This window comes from Glaciihabitans arcticus (assembly GCF_004310685.1).
GTDB lineage: Bacteria > Actinomycetota > Actinomycetes > Actinomycetales > Microbacteriaceae > Conyzicola > Conyzicola arctica.
On the sequence record NZ_SISG01000001.1, the window covers coordinates 2,630,387 to 2,647,915 of the forward strand.

Here is a 17,529-nt window from a genome sequence, read left to right on the forward strand (position 1 = left end):
ACCCCAGCGCCGACTGAGCCTGCGAAGGAGGACTCGACGTGACCACGAATGCAGCCGTCGAGGCAGTGTGGCGAATCGAGTCGTCGCGAGTGATCGCGACGCTCGCGCGCCTCACCGGCGACGTGGGCCTGGCCGAGGACCTTGCCCAGGATGCGTTGATCGCCGCCCTCGAGCAGTGGCCCGAGACGGGGGTGCCGCGCAACGCCGGCGCCTGGCTGACCGCGGTCGCGAAGCGCCGGGCCATCGACGGCTGGCGGCGGCAGACCGCGCTGCGCGAGCGGTACCAGACCCTCGCCCACTCGCTCGAGGAAACGACGGACGATGATCCGGATGACGTCATCCGCGACGACCTGCTGCGACTCATCTTCGTCTCGTGTCATCCCGTGCTGCAGCCCTCCTCCCGGGTCGCACTGACGCTTCGCCTTCTCGGCGGGCTCACCACCGAGGAGATCGCGCGCGCGTTCCTCGTGCCCTCGCCGACGATCGGCCAGCGCATCAGTCGCGCAAAGCGCACGCTCTCGGCGGCGAAGGTTCCGTTCGAGGTGCCCGACCGGTCCGAGCTGAAGGAGCGGTTGGGGGCGGTGCTCGAGGTTCTGTACCTGATCTTCAACGAGGGGTATGCCGCGACATCCGGTGACGGCTGGATGCGACCCGGGCTGTGCCGCGAAGCCCTCCGGCTCGGACGCACGCTCGCCGAACTCCTGCCGGCCGAGCCCGAGGTGCACGGGCTGGTCGCGCTGATGGAGTTCCAGTCCTCGCGTCTCGGCGCCCGCACGGCGCCCGACGGCTCGGCGATCCTGCTGCAGGACCAGGACCGCAGCCGCTGGAACCGGCTGCAGATCACCCGCGGTGTCGCCGCTCTGGCCCGGGCCGATTCGCTCGGGCGTGCCCGCGGACCGTATGTGCTGCAGGCCGCGCTCGCCGCCTGCCACGCAACCGCCCCGCACAGCGCCGACACCGACTGGGCGCTCATCGTGGCGTTGTACGACGCGCTCTCGGCGATCGCCCCGTCACCGATTGTGGAGCTGAACCGCGCGGTCGCCGTCTCGATGGCGAGTGGTCCGGATGCCGGACTCACCGCTGTCGACCGCCTCGCCGGCGTCGGTGCGCTGGCCGGCTATCACCTGCTCCCGGCCGTGCGCGGGGACCTGCTCGCCAAGCTCGGGCGCGGGCCGGAGGCACGGCTCGAGTTCGAGCGCGCGGCGTCCCTCACCCGCAACGAGCGGGAGCGCGAGCTGCTGCTCGGCCGTGCGGCGAATACCCTCGCTGATTGAGTAGGCGCCTCAGCGCCGTATCGAAATCCCGGCCATACGCGTTACCCGAAGAGGATCTTCGCCTCGTCGTAACGCTCCTGCGGCACCGTTTTGAGCGTACCGAGCGCGTCGGCAAAGGACACGTTCACGATGTCGGTGCCGCGCAGTGCAACCATGTAGCCCCACTTCTGCTCGATGGCGAGCTCGAGTGCCGCCATCCCGAGCCTCGTGGCAAGTACTCGGTCGAAGGCCGACGGAGTTCCACCGCGCTGGATGTGGCCGAGGGTCGTCGCACGGGTCTCGATGCCGGTGCGCTCCTCGATGAGTGGGGCGAGGAGCTCGCCGATGCCGCCGAGGCGCGGGCGACCGAAGGCGTCGAGGCCTCGCTCGCTGTGCACGTCGGTCATGGTGTCGAGGGCGAAACCCTCGGCGACGACCACGAGGGGCGCGCGCCCGCGGTCGTGTGCGGAGGTCACCCACTCCATGATCTGGTCGATGCTGGTCTTCTGCTCCGGGATGAGGATCGCGTGCGCACCGGCCGCCATGCCCGAGTGCAGCGCGATCCAGCCGACGTGACGACCCATGACCTCGGCGATCATGCAGCGGTCGTGGGCGTCGCCGGTGGTGCGGAGGCGGTCCATGGCCTCGGTCGCGATGCCGACGGCGGTGTCGAAGCCGAAGGTGTAGTCCGTGGCGGAGAGGTCGTTGTCGACGGTCTTCGGCACACCGATGATGTTGATGCCGGCGTCGGTGAGGCGCTTGGCCGCGGCCAGGGTTCCCTCGCCGCCGATCGCCACGATCGCGTCGATGCCGTGCTCGGCCATGACCTCGTTGATACGGTCGACCCCGCCCTTGCCCTCGAAGGGGTTGGTGCGGGAGGTGCCGAGGATCGTTCCGCCGAGCTTGTGGATGCCCTTGATCTCGTGCCGGCCGAGGGGAACGATGTCGCCGTCGACGACACCCTTCCAGCCGTTGCGGAAGCCGACGAAGTCGTCGCACTTTCCGGTTGCGATGCCGCTGTACACGATGCCGCGGATGACCGCGTTCAGGCCCGGGGCGTCGCCGCCACTCGTCAGGATGCCGATCTTCATGAGTCAATCATGGTGCATCGGCGGATGTGCGCCGGTTCAGGCGGCGTGCGCGGCGCACGAGACGCCCGCGGAGTGCTCCTCGCACACGACGAACTGCTCGCGGCAGCTGAGATCCCGGCAGTTCGCGACGTGGGCGGTCGGCACGCCGCACTCGGTGCAGCGGCCGACGAGCGCCGCGTCGTCCGTGAAATCGACGTGCATGCGGTTGTCGAACACGTAGAGCGAGCCCTGCCAGAGTCCGGCGTCGCCGTATGTCTCGCCGTACTTCACGATGCCGCCGTCGAGTTGGTAGACCTCGGTGAAGCCGCGGTTGACCATCAGGCTCGAGAGCACCTCGCAGCGGATGCCGCCGGTGCAGTAGGTGACGACCGGCTCGTTCTTGAGGTGGTCGTACTTGCCGCTGTCGAGTTCGGCGACGAAGTCGCGGGTCGTGTCGACGTCGGGCACGATCGCGCCGTCGAAGTGTCCGATCGCCGCTTCGATGGGATTACGTCCGTCGAAGAACGTGACCTGCTTCGCCTCGACCAGCTCGTGCAGCTGCTCTGGACTCAGCTTCGTGCCGCCGCCGACCACACCGTTCTCGTCGACCTGCAGCTCGCCGGGTGCGCCGAAGCTCACGATCTCGTCGCGCACCTTCACCGACAGGCGCGGGAAGTCACTGTGCTTGCCGTCAGCGGAGGCCTGCCCTTCGCTCCACTTGAAGTCGATGTCATGGAAGGGGGCGTACTCGCGGGTCTTGCGGATGTAGCGCTTGACGTCCTTCAGTTCGCCGCCGACCGTGCCGTTGATGCCGTCCTTGGAGAGCAGGATGCGCCCCCGCAGCCCCAGCGACTCGCACAGGTCGCGCTGCCACAGGCGGATCGCCTCGGGGTCGGCGAGCGGTGTGAAGGCGTAGAAGAGCAGGATCTTGGGGACGGCCATCAGCAGCTCTCCAGCTGGTACGCGGGGTCGTCGGGGGTGACGAGGTCACGGTCGCGGAAGATCATGTGCTCGGGGAGTTCGAACCCGTCCATGCAGGTGTCCTTGACGGTGCGGGCCAGGTCGTCGAAGTACTCGATGTCGTAGACGCGTTCGAGATAGACATCCGTGTACGCGTCGCATTCGTCCCAGCGGTAGCACTCCTCGGTGATGGCGAAATCGAACCCGATGGTCTCCTTGCCGATCTCCGCGTATTCTGCCGCGTTCTTCTGCCCGGCCTCGAGGCCGGCCTCGTGGGCGCGGCCCACGAGCGCCGTGGCGAGAGCGAAGTTGTCGGTGTCGGTGATCCGGTCGCCCGAGCGCGTGAACGAGTCGAGGTTGTCGAACTCGACGCCGACGAAGCCGTCGGCGGCGCAGCCGTCTATCCACTCGCCGATGATGACGACCAGGGCCGCACGCTTCGTGACTGTCGAGGCATCGAGCAGGAATTCGTCGGGCCAGTTCTCGTCGACGACCGGGTTACCGCTCTGATCGCGCAGGATCAGCTCGGGATGCTCGTTCTGCCAGAACTCGGCCTCGCCCGGCTGCGACTGGAAGCCGTTCACGTAGCAGACGGTGTCGACGCCCTTGGCGGGCTCATCGGTGCGGTCGCGCACCACGAGCTCGACGCTGGGAGCAGGCTCGTAGCCGCCGCCGAGCTGGTAGTCGAAAGTGGGGCCGTTGCCCGTCACCGACCAGCTGGCCCAACCCTCTGTTTCGCCCTCGGGCACCTCGTCGACCGGTTCGCTGGTACACCCGGCAAGCGCCAGCACGGCGATGAGCGCTGTCGCAACGAGTCGGGTCTTCACCTCACAAGTCTAGGTCGGCGGGTCGACGTAGGCTTTTTGCATGACGATCGTGCGAGAGGATGCCCCACCCCTCCGCACCGTCTACTCCCCGGCCACGCCCGTGAGTCTGGGCCAAACGCTCCGACCTCTTGTGAGGGGCCACCTCGACCCCACCTTCCGTCGCGAGGGCTCAGGATTCTGGCGCACCCTCCGCACCCCGCACGGTCCCGCAACGCTCCACCTGACCGCCACGAGCGAGGGCGTCGAGGCCACCGCCTGGGGCGAGGGCGCCGAGTGGGCGATCGAGGGCGTGCCGCAACTGCTCGGCGAGGGTGACGACTGGAGCGGCCTCGACGTGTCGGGCAACGAGTTCCTCGCCGACTCCCTGCGCCGCAACCAGGGGCTGCGGCTGCTGCGCACGCGACAGGTGTTCGAGATGATGCTCGTCGCGGTGCTCGAGCAGAAGGTCACCGGTGTTGAGGCCAGACGTGCGTGGCGGCAACTCGTAACGAATTACGGCGACCCGGCACCCGGCCCTGCCCCTGAGGGCATGCGGGTGTTTCCGAGTGCCGACGTCTGGAAGCTCGTTCCTTCGTGGGAGTGGCACCGGGCGGGGGTGGGACCGCAGCGGTCCGCGACCATCATGCGCGTGACATCCGTCGCAGCATCGCTCGAGAGAACGCTCGAACACGGCAGGGACGGTGCCGCAGCGGCCGCGAAACTACGCTCGGTGGTCGGCATCGGCGTCTGGACGGCGGCCGAAACGACCCAGCGCTCGCACGGCGACGCCGACTCGCCGAGCGTCGGCGACTACCACCTTCCGGCCGTGGTCGGCTGGGCGCTCATCGGCAAACCGGTGGACGACGACGGGATGCTCGAACTGCTCGAACCGTGGTCCGGCCAACGCCAGCGGGTGATGCGACTGATCGAGGCCAGCGGTTTCCGCAAGCCGACATTCGGTCCGCGGATGACGATCCAGGACCACCGGCGACACTAATCCTTGGGCTGCTCCGTGTACCAGGCGAAGATGCCATCGCCGGTCGGTGTCGTCTCCCAGTCACCGCACGCGATCACGCGGTCGGGCATGATGTCGACCGGCGTCCAGTCGGTCTCCCAGACGGCGAGCTGGTGTCGCTCGGTGTCCTCGCAGTCGCCGATGGGGGTGCCCTTCGTGTCGGCCGCGAGCATCGCGACCTTGCCGTCGTTGGTGGTACGCACGTGAATGTCTGTGGCATCATCGGGCAGCCAGTCCGGGAACTCGCCCGGCCAGCCGTCCTTTGCCTCGGCGTAGTCGTAGAACGACTCCTCGGTGACCTGATGGATGGCGTTATCGATGGCGGTACAGCCGGTGAGGGCGAAAGCGGAGAGCAGAACGAGGGATGCAGCGGCGGTGGTTTTCTTCATGCCCCCAGTTCAGCAGCGCGAGCGTAATCCCGAATCGGCCGCTGGGATTGCGACGGGTCAGCCGGTGGGGGGACTTTCGGGCTAGCCTGACGCGGTGCACATGATCTTCCGGACCATCCTCCACATGCTCCGCGGTCGTCGCGGTCCCCGCGTCGACATCCACGATGTGGGCCGGGTGCGGCTGCGGGTCTGGCCGACCGACCTCGACATCCTCGGCCATATGAACAACGGCGTGTACCTGTCGATCATGGACCTCGGCCGCTTCGACCTGCTCGTGCGGTCGGGGGTCTGGGCCACGTTCCAGAAGCTCGGCTACTACCCGGTGGTCGCGAGCGAGACGATCACCTTCCGCAAGTCGCTGCAGCCCTGGCAACTGTTCGACCTCGAGAGCCGCATTGTCGGCTACGACGCCAAGGCCGTGTACATCGAGCAGCGTTTTGTGGTCGACGGTGAGATTTTTGCCAAGGGCTTCATCCGCGGACGATTCCTCAAGCGCAGCGGCGGCGTCGTCTCGATCGCCGAGCTCTCCGACGCGATCGGCATCGACGTGACCGACTTCACCCCTCCCGAGTGGATGGACGAGTGGGGTGCCCACGTCGCGCTCCCCGCGACGAAGGCTCCCGCCCCCAACGACTGGTCCTAGTTAAGCCCGAAGGGGAAGATCCCGTCAGGGTCATACTGCGCCCGCACCGCCTTCAGTCGGGCGAACGTCTCGGCCGGCCAGGCGCTCGCGAACTGCTCGGCGTCGCGCGGCCCGCTCATGAAGTTGATGGTCGACTCGTCCGAGATCCACGGCGCGAGTGCCTCTCGCAGCCCGGCAGCGGCCCCGGTCATCGCCTCGAGAGCGCCCGGGAACGCAAGAATGCCGACCAGCCCGAAGGTGAATGAGGATGCCCGGCCGCCCACCGCCGAACCCTCCGGCACATCGGCGCGCGTCGCGCCGCCCACGTGCCGCACCTCCACCGCGACGAACGGCAGCTCCGCGCTCGCCCCGGCCTGCGCGAGCAGGGCGGAAGCGAAGTCCTGGTCCACCGCGGAGAGCATTCCGCCCGACGTCCACGAGGGAGCCGGGTCGGTCGGATCCCCGTGGATGGTGGCCATGTCCGCGGGCGCGAGGGGAGCGATGGTGTCGACGAGAGCCGGTGCGGCGTTGCGGAGGGGTGCGGCGTGGGCCGTGCCATCCTGTTCAGTGCCAGGGAAGGCAAAGCGCAGGGACAGCAGCGTTTTGCCGCGCAGCATCTCGGGGATCTCGGCGATCGGCGGGAAGCGCATGATCGCGACGCTGGTGGTCACGTCATCGGGAGCGATCGCGGCGTAGTCGACCCAGGCGCGCAGTGCGGGCTCGATCTGGTCGGTCGCGAACAGCAGGCTGCCGGCGTAGAGCTCGAGGGGCACGAGTTCGACGCGTACCTCCGTCACCACGCCGAGGCCGCCCTTGCCGCCGCGGAGTGCCCAGAACAGGTCGGGGTTCTCCGTGGCCGATGCCTCGACGAGTTCGCCGCTGCCGGTTACCACGCTGAAGCCCCGCACCCGGTCCGAGGAGAACCCGTGGCTGCGCGCGATCGGGCCGAGGCCGCCGCCCATCAGGTAGCCGACGACGCCGACGTTGGTGGAGGATCCGGGGACCACGGCGAGTCCGTGCTCGGCGGCGGCGGACACGACCGCAGCCCAGCGGGCGCCGCCCCCGACGACCGCGAGACGCGACTCTGCATCCACGCTCACAGCATCAAGCCGACGGGTGGTGATGACGATGCCGTCGGTGATCGGATCCTCCGCGCCGTGACCGGTCGCGATCACCCGCACCGGGAGTCCGCGATCGCGGGCGAATCCGACCGCGGCGACCACGTCGGACGCGTTCACGGCGCCGATGACGGCCTCGGGGGAGTGCACGAGCCCGAGGTGGAAGCCGCTGAGCTCCTCGGCATAGCCGCCGTCGGCGGGGGTGAGTACGGGGCCGGACACTGAGGCGATGAGGGGGGCAAAGTCAGTCATGCGCCGATGGTAGACCCGCCTGCCGACACCGTCCAGCGGTCAGGCGCCGGAGGCCTCGAGCACGGCCATCGCCGCGTTGTGGCCACCGATTCCGCTGACGCCTCCGCCGCGCTGGGCGCCCGCTCCGCAGAGCAGGATGCGAGAGTGCACCGTCGCGACACCCCAGCGCTGCGCCGGGGTTGCGAGGGGAGCGTCATCCTCTGCGAACGGCCAGGCGAGTGGGCCGTGGAAGATGTTGCCGCCGGGCAGGTGCAGTGCAGCCTCGAGGTCGAGAGTCGTTTTGGTCTCGATCGTGGGATTGCCGGACGCATCCCGAAGCAGCAGTGGCTCGATCGGCTCGGCAAGCACGGAGTTCAGGGATGCCAGCACGGCGCCCTCGAGTTCGTCCCGGCGCGCGTCGTTCTCATCGGGGTCGATGAGCCGATGCGGGGCGTGCAGTCCGAACACGGTGAGCGTCTGCGCGCCGCTTGCCCGCAGCTCGGGGGAGAGGATGGTCGGATCGGTGAGCGAGTGGCAGTAGATCTCGCACGGCAGGGGATCGGGCACGCCGCCACCCGACGCCGCGTCGTACGCCGAAGACAGCTGGGACCAGGTCTCGTTGATGTGGAAAGTGCCGCCAAAGGCCGCAGCCGGGTCGACGCTCGAGTCGCGCAGCCGGGGCAGTCGCGAGAGGAGGAGGTTGACCTTGACCTGGGCACCTTCGGGCTTTTCGGAGGTCTCGGCAGGCTCGACCACCGACATCAACGAAGCCAGCACCCACGGCGCCACGTTCGCGAGCACGAAGTCGCCGGCTACCTCACAAGAAGAGTCCGCGGAAACGTATGTGACCAGCCCGTCCGGGTCGATCGCCGTAACCTCGGCCGAGGTGCGAATGACCGCACCCGCCGCCCGCGCCGCGTTGTACAGCTCGCCCGAGACGGCGCCCATGCCGCCGACCGGAACATCCCAGTCGCCGGTTCCGCCGCCGATCACGTGGTACAGGAAGCACCTATTGCCGGCGAGAGTCTCGTCGACGTTGGGGGCGAACGTGCCGATGAGCGCGTCGGTCAGCACGACCCCCCGCACGACGTCGTTGGCGAACGTGTTCTGGATGACCTCGCCCACCGGCCGCTCGATGAACGCGTCCCATGCGCTCGCGTCGTTCACCGCGCGACGCGCCTCGCTGCGCGTCAGCAGCGGTTCGGTGACTGTCGGGAACAGCGTGCGCGCCAGGTTGCCCGTGGATTCGTAGAACGATTCCCACGCTTCGGCGTCGGCCGAGGCGCCGAGCGCGTCGAACGACTCCCGGGTTGATGAGGGGGAACCGTTGTCGACGAGCAGCCCGAGGTCGCTGCCCGGATCCGGAGTGTACGAGGAGTAGCGGCGGCGCGAGAGCTGAACGCGCAGCCCGAGGTCGGTGATGATGCGCTTCGGGAGCAGCGAGACGAGGTAGGAGTAGCGGGAGAGCCGGGCATCCAGACCCTCGAATGCCTGGGCTGAGACGGCCGCACCGCCGACGTAGGCGAGCCGCTCGAGCAGCAGGACCGACTTGCCAGCCTGGGCGAGGTAGGCGGCGGCGGTCAGGCCGTTGTGCCCGCCGCCGACGATGACCACGTCGAAGCGCTCGGTCATGGCTCGTCGTCGCATTCGGGCGGGTCGATGGTGGCGATCACACGCTGCGAGGCGCGTTCCATGACCTCGAGTTCGTCGGGCGTGAGCACGTCGAAGAAGTATTGCCGGATCGCCGTCGAGTGGTCGCGCATCGCGCCGAGCACCGCCCGGCTGCCGTCGGCGGTGAGGGCGATCCAGGTGCCGCGCCCGTCGGTGTCGCAATCGCGCCGCTCGACGAGGCCGCGCTTCTCCATGCGGGTCACCTGGTGCGAGAGGCGGCTTTTCTCCCAGCCGAGGGATGACGCGAACTCGCGTGCCCGCAACTGCCGCTCGGGTGTGCCGAACAGTGTGATGAGAATCTCGTAGTCGGGGCTGGAGATGCCGGACTCCTGCTGGAGCCGCTTCTCGAGCGCCCGGTCGAGGTTATTGCGCATGGTGATGAATGAACGCCAGGCGTCCCACTCTGTCGCGCTGACTACGGCTTCGGGCACGAGTTCATCCTAGGGCGGCGGCGGGTCGCCCCGCCGGGTGTTCAGTCGAGGTGTCGGACCTCGACGGAGTCTGCCAGCGAACGCGTGAGGTACTCGTCGAGGTAGCCGACCACAATGCGCGGGATCTCGTCGAGGAAGAACCTCTCGCCGTCGGGATTCGTCACAAAGGCACGAGCGGAGAGGCTGTCGATGAGCTCGATGACGACCTCGATGTGCGCGAACAGGTCGTCGCGGTAGCCGACCTCGTAGCGCTCGACGAACAGGTTTCCGGCAACACGGGCGGCGACCTCGTGGTTGCTCTGCTCGGGGTTGATGAGGTTGGTGGCGATCATGTCGCCGAGGCGCAGCCAGCGGAAGCCGGGCTCCGTACGGTACATGTCGCTGTACACGTCGATCGCACGACGGATGCCGCGTTCCCACTCGGTCTCCTCCGCAAGTCGCGCGGCGGCGTTCTCGAGGAAGCGTTCGAGGTTGCGCTTGGCGAGGGCGGCGGCGATCGAGTTGAGGTCGTCGAAGTAGCGGTAGATGCCCGGTCCCGACATTTCGGCCCGCTTGGCGATCATCGCGATCGACAGGTTTGCGTAGCCGACCTCGTCGATGAGGGCGGCAAGGGAATCGAGGATCAGCTCGAGCCTCTGCTCGCTGCGGTCCTGTCTGGGCTGCCTGCGCAGAAGGGCGCCGGTTGTCTCGCTCACGATGGGTACTCCTTAGGAACCCCCTGACACTACCCGCTGTTGCGCTTGGCCCCGACTAACCGATCAAAAAACCGACCGATCTGGCGAGAATCTCGCGGACGGCTAAAATGCTCGGTCGCGAACGGCTGGCCTGGCGCACCGAGGTGAAGACGGTGCGCGTCGGAGCCCCGTCGAGCCGGTGCAGGCCGACGCTCGGCGGGCGTCCACCCCAGACCAGGTCGGGCAGCAGGGCGACGGCGTTGCCCGATTCCACGAGTCGGATGTGCGCCTGCAGGTCGGCGGTCTCGAACCGCACGTCGGGCTCAAAGCCGGCCTGGCGGCAGCGCTGCTCGGCCCAATGGCGACTCGCCGTACCGCGCGGTTCCATCACCCACGCCTTTGTCGAGGCCTCGAGCAGGGAAGCCGCGCCGCCCAGCCGCAGCTCGTCCTCGCACAGCGCCACCCGGTCGAGGTCGGGCTGGTGCGGGGCGGCGTGGCCGGGGTACTGCTCGGCGATGACGAGGTCGAACTCACGCGCCCATACCTCGAACAGCGCACTCTCCGGCTCGCGCTGCACGATCTCGACGCGCAGCGCCGGGTACTCCGCGGCGAGCAGCGTCAGTGACTGCGGGATGATGCCGAGGGCTGCCGACTGGAACACCGCGAGGCGCACGGTGCCGGTCACCTCGGTGAGCGAGGACTCCAGTTCCGCCTCCATCAGTTCCAGCTTCTCGAGCAGCTGTGTGGTGTGACCGATCAGCACCTCGGCCTGGGGGGTGAGCTGCACCCGGCGGCCTGATTTGACCAGCAGCGGCACACCCGCTTCCGCTTCGAGCAGCGCGAGCTGCTGAGACACCGAGGAGGGACTGTACGACAGCGCCTCGGCGACGGCCGTGATCGTGCCGCGCATGGCGAGTTCGCGTAGCAGGCGCAGTCGGCGGATGTCGAGCACGGGGCATCCCTTCGTTCGGTTGCACTTAACAGTATTGTGCGTAAAGCATCGCTTTTGCTACAGGGTTGCGAGGAGGACACTGGGATTCGACCCGCGTTCCTCTCCAGCTGGAGGCTTATCCTCATGAGCATGTCCCCCGAACAGTTCAGCTCCACCCTCTCCTCGGGCGACCTCGCCGACGAGACGGTTGCCACGGTCCGCCGCTGGCTCGAGGAGAGCGCAGGCGCCAAGGCCGACCCGAGCGCCGAGCGTCTCGCGGGAGTGCTCAAGGATCCCCGCGGCCTCGAGTTCACCATCGGCTTCGTCGACCGGGTCGTGCGCCCCGACGACCTGCGGGTCGCCGCCCGCAACCTCGAGCGCCTGAGCCGCATCGTGCCCGCGTTCCTGCCCTGGTACCTGCGCTTCGCGATCGTGCTCGGCGGCGGGTTCGCCGTGCTGTTCCCGTGGCCCATCGTGCCGATCGCCCGCTGGGTGCTGCGTCGCATGGTCGGCCACCTGGTGATCGACGCGACGCCGGAGCGGCTGGACAAGACGCTGTCGGGGCTGCGAGCCAGGGGCATCCGCCTGAATCTGAACCTGCTCGGCGAGGCGGTACTCGGCGACGACGAGGCCGACCGCCGCCTGGCCGGCACCCGTGACCTGCTGGCTCGGGATGACGTCGACTACGTGTCGATCAAGGTCTCGTCGGTGGTCAGCCAGCTTTCGATGTGGGCCTTCGACGAGACCGTCGAGCGCGTTGTCGAGCGCCTGACCCCGCTCTATGAGCTCGCGGCCACCTCGCCCTCGGCGAAGTTCATCAACCTCGACATGGAGGAGTTCCGCGACCTCGACCTCACCGTCACCGTCTTCAAGAAACTGCTCGAGAAACCACAGCTCATGAAGCTCGAGGGGGGCATCGTGCTGCAGGCGTACCTGCCGGATGCGCTCGGCGCCCTGCAGGACCTCACCACCTGGGCGACGGCTCGTCGCGCGGCCGGCGGTGCGGGTATCAAGGTGCGCGTGGTGAAGGGAGCCAACCTCGCGATGGAGCACGTCGACGCGACCATGCACGACTGGCCGCTCGCGACCTATGGCACCAAGCAGGACACCGACACCAACTACAAGCGTGTGCTCGACTGGGCGTTCACGCCCGAGCGCACCGACGCCGTGCGCATCGGCATCGCCGGCCACAACCTGTTCGACGCGGCGTTCGCCTGGCTGCTCGCGAAGGCGCGCCACGTCGAGAATCGGGTCGAGTTCGAGATGCTGCAGGGCATGGCGACCGGCCAGGCTGAGGCGGTCAAGCGCGACGTCGGCGGGCTTCTTCTGTACACGCCGGTCGTGCACCCGCGTGAGTTCGACTCCGCGATCAGCTACCTGATCCGTCGCCTCGAGGAGAACGCGAGCCCCGAGAACTTCATGTCGGGCGTCTTCGAGCTGGCGACCAGCGAGCACGTGTTCGCCCGTGAACGCGATCGCTTCCTCGCCTCGCTGCAGGCTTTGGATGCCACTGTCCCCGCCTCCAACCGCGTGCAGAGCCGAGCCGAGCCGTCCTCCCCTTCGGCGGTCTCCGGATTCCACAATGAACCCGACACCGACCCGGCCATCGCCGTGAACCGGGCCTGGGGCCGCCGCGTGCTCGAGCGCAGTGTCTCATCCACTCTCGGTGCCGGCTCGATCGCCGCAGCCCGCGTCTCGGATGAAGCGACGCTCGAAGCCCGGATCGCCTCCACACTCGCCGCGGCCGACCGCTGGGCTGCGCTTCCGAGCGCGGAGCGCGCGCAGATCCTGCACGACGCGGGCGACGTGCTCGCAGCGTTCCGCGGCCGCCTCATCGAGGTCATGGCTTCGGAGACCGGCAAGACCATCGCCGAGGGTGACGTGGAGGTCAGTGAGGCGGTCGACTTCGCCCGCTACTACGCGGCCCGCTCGCTCGAGCTGGATTCGATCGCGGGGGCGCGCTTCGTGCCGTCCCGCCTGGTGGTTGTGACGCCGCCGTGGAACTTCCCGGTCGCCATCCCCGCGGGGTCGGTGCTTGCAGCGCTCGCCTCGGGCTCCGGCGTGATCATCAAGCCCGCCGGTCTCGCCAAGCGCAGCGGCGCGGTTATGGTCGAGGCCCTGTGGGAGGCCGGTGTTCCGCGCGACCTGCTCACCCTTGTCGACCTCGAGGAGCGCGAGCTCGGGCGCGAGCTGGTGTCGCACCCGGCCGTCGACCGCGTCATCCTCACCGGAGGCTGGGAGACGGCGGAGCTGTTCCGCTCCTTCCGCCCCGACCTGCCGCTGCTCGCCGAGACGAGCGGCAAGAACGCGATCATCGTCACCCCCTCGGCCGACCTCGACCTGGCCGCCGCCGACGTGGTGCGCAGTGCTTTCGGTCACGCCGGCCAGAAGTGCTCGGCCGCGTCGCTCGTGATCCTCGTCGGCTCGGTCGCGAAGTCGGAGCGCTTCCGTCGCCAGCTGATCGATTCGGTCGGCACACTCCGAGTCGGGCTGCCGCAGGACCCGCTCTCCCAGATGGGTCCAATCATCGAACCCGCGCACGGCAAGCTGCTGCGCGCACTCACCACCCTCGAGGAGGGCGAGTCGTGGCTGGTCAAGCCGCGCCAGCTCGACGACACCGGAGCACTCTGGTCGCCGGGCGTGCGCGAGGGCGTTGCACCGCACAGTGACTTCCATCTGACTGAGTTCTTCGGTCCCGTACTCGGCATCATGACCGCGGATAACCTCACCGAGGCGCTCGAGCTGCAGAACGCCAGTGCGTACGGCCTGACTGCGGGCATCCACTCGCTCGATGCGGACGAGGTCAGCCAGTGGCTCGAGAACGTCGACGCGGGCAACCTCTATGTGAACCGCGGAATCACGGGTGCGATCGTGCAGCGCCAGCCGTTCGGTGGCTGGAAGCGTTCGACCGTTGGGCCGGGCGCGAAGGCCGGCGGGCCGAACTACCTGATGACGCTGGGCAGCTGGGAGCCGCGTGCCGCGGAGTACGGCGAGGACCTGCGCCTCGATGGGCTGTCCCGTCCGGTCGCCTCGGTGCTGAAGCATGCGCAGAGCGGGATCCCGTTTGAAGACTTCGATTTCGCCCGCCAGGGTGCGGAGAGCGACGAGCGCGCGTGGACGGCCGAGTTCGGTGCCGCCCGCGACGTGTCGAATCTCGAGGTGGAGCGCAACGTGTTCCGTTACCGCGCTGTTCCGGTCGCCCTGCGGTTGGCCGAGGGCGCGCCGCTCGGTGCACTCGTGCGCCTGCTCGCGGCGGCGGCCCGTGCCGGCTCCGCTGTCACGGTGTCGAGCGCAGTTCCGCTGCCGGCGACGCTCGTGGCGCAGTTCGGCGGAGCGGTTCCGCCGGTCGAGGTGCTCGAGTCGATTGTCGAATCGGATGCCGCATTCCTCACCCGTGCCGCAACCGGTGGTGTCACGGCTCATCGCGTGCGGCTCATCGGTGGGGACGCTGCCGCGCTCGCCGCCGCACTCAAGGGGAGCTGCGACGTCGCGATCTACTCCGGCCCGGTCACGACCGCCGGTCGGGTCGAGCTGCTGGCCTTCGTGCACGAGCAGGCCGTCACGATCACCGCGCACCGTTTCGGCAACCCCGATCCGGCCATGATGGCGCTCAAGGTCTGATCTCTTTCGCTGATTCCTGTCTTCGCTGATTGAGTAAGGCGCTCTGGCGCCTGTATCGAAATCCGACTTGCGCGGTTTCGATACGGCAGCGGGCGGCCTACTCAACCAGCGTCCCGTCGACACTCTGCCTGTGCGAATTCCGTATCCCAACTCTTCCTTACCTAAAGAGGAATTGGGATACCGATTTCGCGGTTGCCAAACCCGTGACGGCGATGGAGAGCAGCCACGCCGAACCTGTCGACGTGCCGCGCCCATCGGCGTAGCGTTGCGGCATGGCGAATGACCTGCCCAAGCTCGGAGCTCCGGCCATGCGCGCGCTCGCCGCTGCCGGAATCGAGACGCTCAAGGATCTCCGCGAATATGACCCTGACGAACTTGCACAGCTCCATGGCATCGGCCCGAACGCGTTGAAGGCTATTGCGGCGGCACTCGGGCGCTAGTCGAGCGGGTTGAGGATACGCCGCAGGAACTGCTTCGTGCGCTCCTCGCGGGGGGTCACGAGGATCTGCTCGGGGGCGCCGCGCTCGACGACGACACCGCCATCCATGAACACGACCTCCGAGGCGACCTGGCGCGCGAAGGCGAGCTCGTGGGTGACGATGACCATGGTCCAGCCATCGTTCGCCAGCTCGCGGATCACTCCCAACACCTCACCGACGAGCTCGGGATCGAGCGCAGAGGTCGGCTCGTCGAACAGCAGCAGGTCGGGCTTGAGGGCGAGCGCGCGCACGATTCCCACGCGCTGCTGCTGGCCGCCCGACAGTTCGAACGGGTACGAGTCGCGCTTGTCGGCGAGCCCCACACGCTCGAGCAGGCGTTCGGCGTCGGCCGTGGCATCCACCACAGAACGCTTCTGAACCTGCACCGGACCCTCGATGACGTTCTCGAGAACCGTCTTGTGCGGAAACAGGTTGAAGTGCTGGAACACCATCGACGAGCTGTCGCGCAGGGCGAGCAGGTCACGCTTCGACGGATTCGCAGCGAAATCGAGGGTGAGGCCTGAGGCGAAGACGGCGGTGCCACCGTCCGGAACCTCGAGGCCGTTGAGGCAGCGCAGCACGGTCGTTTTGCCCGAGCCGGAGGGACCGATCAACGCGATGACCTCGCCGCGGCTCACGGAGAAGTCGATGCCGCGAAGCACGTGATTGTCACCAAACGACTTCGTCAGGCCGGTGAGGGCGAGCACGGGGGAATCAGTGAGCGACATAGCGATCCAGTCTCTTCTCCAGCACGTTCTGGCCGCTCGACAGGGCGAGGCAGATGACCCAGTAGATGACTGCGGCTTCGGCGTACAGCAGCAGGAACTCGCTCGAGAACGCGGCGATCTTCTGCGCTTGCTTGAACAGCTCGGTGACGAGGATCAGCGAGGCGAGCGAGGTGTCCTTCACGAGGGAGATGAAGGTGTTCGAGAGCGGCGGCACAGACACACGAGCGGCCTGCGGCAGGATGATCCGGCGCAGGGTCTGCGCGCGGGACATGCCGATCGTGTGGCCCGCCTCCCACTGGCCCTTGGGCACACTCAGGATCGCGGCGCGGATCACTTCCGCGGCATATCCGCCCACGTTGATCGCGAACGCGATGATGGCGCTCGGCCACGGGTCGATCTTGATGCCGATCGAGGGCAGGCCGTAGAAGATCACGAACAACTGCACAAGCAGGGGAGTACCGCGCACAAGGGAGATGTAGACGCGAGCCGCTCCGGAGAGCACCCGATTGCGCGAGAGGCGCGCCAGGGCGATCCCCAACGCGATCACCAGTCCGAGAGCGAAGCTGGCGAGCGCGAGGGGGATCGTCCCGACGAGAGCGCCCGAGACCAGCGGCCAGAGCGAACTGACCAGCAGGTCCCAGGTCGATTGCACGAGTACTACTGTGACACGTCTGCGCCGAAGTACTTCTCCGAGATCTCGGCGAGAGTACCGTCAGCCCGCAGCTCGTCGAGGGCCTCGTTGATGGCGTCGACGAGAGTCGTTGAGCCCTTCGCGACAACGAAGGCGTTGCGCGAGACGTCATCCGTCTCTGCGGCGATCTTCACGAGGTCCGCGGAGTCGGGCTTGACGGCCACGTAGTCGAGGTAGGTGAGCTTGTCATTGAGCGTTGCGTCGATTCGGCCCTGTTCGAGCAGCGCGATCGACTGGGCCCAGCCCTCGACGGTCTCGACCGTCGCTCCGTTCTCCTCGGCGAGCGTGTACCAGTTGCTCGACAGCGACTGGGCGGTGGTCTTGCCCTTGAGGTCGGCGAGCGAGCTGATGTCCGAGTTGTCCTTCGCGACGATGACGACGCCCGGGCTCACGGTGTACGGGTCGGAGAAGTCGTACTTGGCTTCGCGCTCGTCGTTGATCGAGACCTGGTTGGCGATGAGGTCGAAGCGGTCGGCGTCGAGGCCGGCGAAGATCGCGTCCCACTGGGTCTCCTCGAACTTCACCTCGACACCGAGCTTGTCGGCGACGGCCTCGATGATCTCGACGTCGTAACCGGTCAGGTCGCCCGCGCCACCCTCGTGGAAGGTGAAGGGGCGGTAGGTGCCCTCGGTGCCGACGACGATCTCGCCCGCTGCCTCGATGTCGGCGAGGCTTGTGTCGTCGCCGGCCGCGGTATCCCCGCCGCCCGTGGTCAGGTCGGGCTCGGCCGGGGCGCAGCCGGAGAGTGCGAGTGCGGTGGCGGCGACGAGGCCGATGAGTGCGAGGCGTGAAGACTTCATGGTTTTTCCTTTGCTGTGGATACCTGACGACATTACGTC

17 protein-coding genes are annotated in these 17,529 nt (G+C 67.9%); 5 read left to right on the forward strand and 12 right to left on the reverse strand.

What is annotated here, in order from left to right; genetic code table 11:
* Positions 1–38: 38 nt before the first annotated feature.
* A complete protein-coding gene (locus EYE40_RS12870; RefSeq protein ID WP_130982318.1) occupies positions 39–1,274 on the forward strand; it encodes an RNA polymerase sigma factor in 1,236 nt (411 codons plus the stop codon).
* A gap of 41 nt (positions 1,275–1,315) precedes the next feature.
* On the opposite strand, the gene EYE40_RS12875 is transcribed toward EYE40_RS12870, so the two are convergent.
* Genes EYE40_RS12875 through EYE40_RS12885 form a run of 3 tightly spaced genes read right to left on the reverse strand, consistent with a single transcriptional unit; the run spans position 1,316 to position 4,110 of the window.
* A complete protein-coding gene (locus EYE40_RS12875; RefSeq protein WP_130982319.1) occupies positions 1,316–2,344 on the reverse strand; it encodes a 6-phosphofructokinase in 1,029 nt (342 codons plus the stop codon).
* A 36-nt stretch (positions 2,345–2,380) separates the two neighbouring features.
* Positions 2,381–3,265: an oxygen-dependent tRNA uridine(34) hydroxylase TrhO gene (gene trhO, locus EYE40_RS12880; protein WP_130982320.1), complete on the reverse strand. Its 885-nt coding sequence runs from the start codon at positions 3,263–3,265 to the stop codon at positions 2,381–2,383.
* Complete coding sequence (locus tag EYE40_RS12885) at positions 3,265–4,110, reverse strand: endo alpha-1,4 polygalactosaminidase (protein ID WP_130982321.1); 846 nt, start codon at positions 4,108–4,110, stop codon at positions 3,265–3,267. The genes trhO and EYE40_RS12885 overlap by 1 nt, the downstream gene beginning before the upstream one ends.
* A 40-nt stretch (positions 4,111–4,150) precedes the next feature.
* Between EYE40_RS12885 and EYE40_RS12890 the strand changes: the two genes are divergently transcribed.
* The gene (locus EYE40_RS12890) at positions 4,151–5,086 is read left to right on the forward strand and encodes a DNA-3-methyladenine glycosylase family protein (RefSeq protein WP_130982322.1); all 936 of its coding nucleotides are present in this window, start codon (positions 4,151–4,153) and stop codon (positions 5,084–5,086) included.
* Here EYE40_RS12890 and EYE40_RS12895 read toward each other — a convergent pair.
* Positions 5,083–5,493: a hypothetical protein gene (locus tag EYE40_RS12895; protein WP_130982323.1), complete on the reverse strand. Its 411-nt coding sequence runs from the start codon at positions 5,491–5,493 to the stop codon at positions 5,083–5,085. The two genes, EYE40_RS12890 and EYE40_RS12895, sit on opposite strands and share 4 nt — an antisense overlap.
* A gap of 100 nt (positions 5,494–5,593) precedes the next feature.
* Between EYE40_RS12895 and EYE40_RS12900 the strand changes: the two genes are divergently transcribed.
* The gene (locus tag EYE40_RS12900) at positions 5,594–6,136 is read left to right on the forward strand and encodes an acyl-CoA thioesterase (protein ID WP_130982324.1); all 543 of its coding nucleotides are present in this window, start codon (positions 5,594–5,596) and stop codon (positions 6,134–6,136) included.
* Here EYE40_RS12900 and EYE40_RS12905 read toward each other — a convergent pair.
* The 5 genes from EYE40_RS12905 to EYE40_RS12925 are packed head-to-tail and all read right to left on the reverse strand — an operon-like array spanning position 6,133 to position 11,192.
* Complete coding sequence (locus EYE40_RS12905) at positions 6,133–7,485, reverse strand: FAD-binding oxidoreductase (protein WP_130982325.1); 1,353 nt, start codon at positions 7,483–7,485, stop codon at positions 6,133–6,135. The two genes, EYE40_RS12900 and EYE40_RS12905, sit on opposite strands and share 4 nt — an antisense overlap.
* A 39-nt stretch (positions 7,486–7,524) precedes the next feature.
* Positions 7,525–9,096, reverse strand: a complete 1,572-nt coding sequence (locus tag EYE40_RS12910; protein ID WP_130982326.1) for a phytoene desaturase family protein — start codon at positions 9,094–9,096, stop codon at positions 7,525–7,527.
* Positions 9,093–9,566: a MarR family winged helix-turn-helix transcriptional regulator gene (locus tag EYE40_RS12915; RefSeq protein ID WP_130982327.1), complete on the reverse strand. Its 474-nt coding sequence runs from the start codon at positions 9,564–9,566 to the stop codon at positions 9,093–9,095. The genes EYE40_RS12910 and EYE40_RS12915 overlap by 4 nt, the downstream gene beginning before the upstream one ends.
* A 41-nt stretch (positions 9,567–9,607) precedes the next feature.
* Positions 9,608–10,261, reverse strand: a complete 654-nt coding sequence (locus EYE40_RS12920) for a TetR/AcrR family transcriptional regulator (RefSeq protein ID WP_161972394.1) — start codon at positions 10,259–10,261, stop codon at positions 9,608–9,610.
* Positions 10,262–10,316: 55 nt separating this feature from the next.
* Complete coding sequence (locus EYE40_RS12925; RefSeq protein WP_130982329.1) at positions 10,317–11,192, reverse strand: LysR family transcriptional regulator; 876 nt, start codon at positions 11,190–11,192, stop codon at positions 10,317–10,319.
* Between the two features lie 123 nt (positions 11,193–11,315).
* Between EYE40_RS12925 and EYE40_RS12930 the strand changes: the two genes are divergently transcribed.
* Positions 11,316–14,792, forward strand: a complete 3,477-nt coding sequence (locus tag EYE40_RS12930; protein ID WP_130982330.1) for a proline dehydrogenase family protein — start codon at positions 11,316–11,318, stop codon at positions 14,790–14,792.
* A gap of 272 nt (positions 14,793–15,064) precedes the next feature.
* Entirely contained in the window at positions 15,065–15,232 is a 168-nt protein-coding gene (locus EYE40_RS12935; RefSeq protein ID WP_130982331.1) for a helix-hairpin-helix domain-containing protein, read from the forward strand.
* Here EYE40_RS12935 and EYE40_RS12940 read toward each other — a convergent pair.
* The 3 genes from EYE40_RS12940 to EYE40_RS12950 are packed head-to-tail and all read right to left on the reverse strand — an operon-like array spanning position 15,229 to position 17,490.
* Positions 15,229–15,999, reverse strand: coding sequence for an amino acid ABC transporter ATP-binding protein (locus EYE40_RS12940; RefSeq protein WP_130982332.1), 771 nt, complete (start codon positions 15,997–15,999; stop codon positions 15,229–15,231). The genes EYE40_RS12935 and EYE40_RS12940 overlap by 4 nt on opposite strands.
* Positions 15,986–16,651: an amino acid ABC transporter permease gene (locus EYE40_RS12945; protein ID WP_130982333.1), complete on the reverse strand. Its 666-nt coding sequence runs from the start codon at positions 16,649–16,651 to the stop codon at positions 15,986–15,988. Before EYE40_RS12945 ends, EYE40_RS12940 begins: the two co-directional genes overlap by 14 nt.
* A 5-nt stretch (positions 16,652–16,656) precedes the next feature.
* Positions 16,657–17,490, reverse strand: coding sequence for an amino acid ABC transporter substrate-binding protein (locus EYE40_RS12950; RefSeq protein ID WP_130982334.1), 834 nt, complete (start codon positions 17,488–17,490; stop codon positions 16,657–16,659).
* Positions 17,491–17,529 lie beyond the last annotated feature (39 nt).